Source organism: Streptomyces sp. NPDC089915 (assembly GCF_040684675.1).
Classification (GTDB): domain Bacteria; phylum Actinomycetota; class Actinomycetes; order Streptomycetales; family Streptomycetaceae; genus Streptomyces.
Genome location: NZ_JBFBGN010000291.1, coordinates 1 through 2,614 on the forward strand (window position 1 = coordinate 1; position 2,614 = coordinate 2,614).

Annotated in this window: 2 protein-coding genes; both read right to left on the reverse strand. The window is 67.0% G+C overall.

Going from position 1 to position 2,614, the window contains the following annotated elements; translation table 11 throughout:
* The coding region (gene tsaD, locus AB0O29_RS34980) for a tRNA (adenosine(37)-N6)-threonylcarbamoyltransferase complex transferase subunit TsaD (protein WP_365160210.1) at positions 1–861 on the reverse strand (861 nt) is incomplete at its 3' end.
* 698 nt (positions 862–1,559) lie between these two features.
* On the reverse strand, positions 1,560–1,958 hold the full coding sequence (locus tag AB0O29_RS34985) for a hypothetical protein (RefSeq protein WP_365160207.1): 399 nt from the start codon (positions 1,956–1,958) through the stop codon (positions 1,560–1,562).
* Between the last annotated feature and the right edge of the window lie 656 nt (positions 1,959–2,614).

Below are 2,614 nucleotides of genomic sequence, written 5' to 3' on the forward strand. Positions count from 1 at the left end.
GGGTGGGTGTGGCGGCGGCGGACCATCGCCGCCGTCAACCTGGCGATGGGGGCGCTGGGGCTGCTGATGGTCGCCCCGATGGTGTTCATGCCGACTCGCCTTGCGGGTCAGCACGTCCGCGACGGCTTCCTGGAGCGAGGCGGCGCCGTCGGCGACGGGGAGTTCCTCGCCGCGCTGGCGGTGCTGCTCGGCCCAGCGGGCGGCGGCCGTCTTCAGCCCGGAGAAGGAGAAGCCGTAGGGGTGCTCCTTCGAACCCAGCAGCGGACGCGGGAAGGCGACGGCGCAGGGGTTGCCCTCGCGCGCGGCGCGGTCGATGACCGGCCCGCCCGGGTAGGGCAGGCCGAAGACCCGGGCGACCTTGTCGAAGCACTCGCCGGCCGCGTCGTCGATGGTGTCGCCCAGGTGCAGGATCGGATCGCGGACGAGGTCCCGTACGAGCAGCAGGGAGGTGTGACCGCCGGAGACGATCAGCACCATGCACGGGTTCGGCAGCGGCCCGTGCTCCAGGGTGTCCGCGGCGACGTGCCCGGCCAGGTGGTGCACGCCGTACAGCGGTACGCCGGCCGCGTACGCGAGGGTCTTCGCCCCGGACAGACCCACCTGGAGCGCGCCCGACAGCCCCGGGCCCGTGGTCACCGCGACGGCGTCGACGTCCTTCATCCGCAGCCCGGCCTGGTCCAGGGCCTCCCGTACGACCGGGTTGAAGGCCTGCAGATGGGCACGCGCGGCGATCTCGGGCACCACCCCGCCGAAGCGGGCGTGCTCGTCCATGCTGGACGCCACCACATGCGCGAGCAGCCGCCCGCCGGACACGATCCCGACTCCGGTCTCGTCACAGGACGACTCGACGCCCAGCACCACAGGAGAGCCCACGGCGACCTCTTTCGCACATTGTCAGTAATTGCAACCCACTGGCAATAAGGTACGCCGCGGGATCGGGTGCGCTGGCCACGGGGGAACGCCCGGAGCCCCGCGGCCGCTCGGTGGCGGCCTTCGCGGCGTCCGGGCGTTTCGTTCCCGGTCAGGGTCAGCCCCGGTGACGCCTGGCGCGCCCTTCTTCTGGCGCGCGCACCGAGGAGATGTGCCAGATCCTCGACCGGCTCGACGAGTTCGAGCAGGCCGTTCCAGGCCTCGCCGGGCGTGTGGAGGCCCAGCGATTCTCAAGCCCCTTTGTTGCCGGTCCGGTTGGTGCTGTTCTCGGTGGGCTAGGCCGTCCTCGTTCACGCGCTATAACTGACCGAATAGTCGACGGCGACGCTGAAGTGCAGGCTGCCCCTTTCGCCCGGCTGTGTGGCGACGTCGATTACCTGCCTCCAATTGCTCACATTCTCCTGGACGATTCCGGTCGGCAGCTGGAGCCAGTCGGGATTCGGGTTATTCGAGTTATGAGCGAAATCCGTCCCGTCTGAATCCTCCTCGTCCCCCCCCCCCCCCGCACGGCGACCCCGATGTCCCGATTCTTCACATCCACGATTTTCGGACCGAGTGACTTCTTCCATTCGTCAAAATAGCGTACTGGCAACGCCCCATGGTCGAGACGGTACCTGCCGAAGGGTGTGTCAGTCTTCAAGGCAGTAGCTCCAGAAGTCGAATTCGCAGACTCCTGGCGCGATCATCCTGTACTCAAGACAGCAGTCTTCGCGCGAATGTTCCTCATCGGTGAAGAATTCGCGGCTCAGCCCGAAGCTCTCGAACACTTCGAACATCTGGGTCATGGGGAGTGACATCAGGGGCTTGTAGTATCCGGCGATCATCCCGCCGCTCCGGAACGTAAGGCCCTCGCGGAAGCTCTTGAATTCCTCGTGGCTGAGGTTCGCGAGTGGGTGATGGCGATTCTTGCGCAGCTTCTCGACATCTTCAGGCGTACGGGCAAACCAGTCCTCCTGGCTTGCCAGCAGGTCATGATATTCCTTGGTGTTCCTGGCCAATCGGCCCCGTTCGATACCTGTGCTGTTCATGGCAAGTACCTTCCCGGTGAAGCCGACACCTCACGGTCGTCGAACCCCCGCGGTTTTCCCAAGGCCGCTCTCCTGGCCTGGCCCCACCAGACCAGACTACGCTTCGCGGTGCCGGTGTGCACTGAGGTAGGCGTCAACTTGGTTTGTTGAAAGGTCAGTTGTTGCTTGGTGAATGTTCGCGGGCGAAATTCTGTCCATTGCGTCACGGTGGCGCCGTCCAGGGGTGCGTCATTCCGAGGCCGCGTAGTTGTCGCGGGCTGGTCGACCACCGCCCTGGTGGCGTTTCGCCAACCCGATCTACGTGCCGGTAACTTGGAAGCCGTCCACGAGCTCCGACGGGAGGGGCGGACCGCGGCGGACCACGATCCGACCGGCTTCACGAAAGGCACGTCCACCCACAACGGCGCCACCCGCCGGGTGTTGCGCCGGCGACCGGCCCGGCGGTGAGCTTCATCGCCTGGATTTCCCGGCATCACCCCAGGTGCTCGAGTTCGCCGCAGGCGCGGGGGACGCCGCCTGTACGGAGGTGCTGCCGGTGCTGTTCGGCATGCCCGGGCGGTGCGCGCGGCGCCGCCCGGGCCGTCAGGCGGCGGTCTTGGAGTGGAGTACGTCGTCGCCGTAGAGGACCTGCACCCAGTCGGCCCGGTAGAGGGATT

Excerpts from the sequence above, each read along its gene's own strand:
- AB0O29_RS34985 (WP_365160207.1), bottom strand. The coding sequence starts at position 1,958 with ATGAACAGCACAGGTATCGAACGGGGCCGATTGGCCAGGAACACCAAG.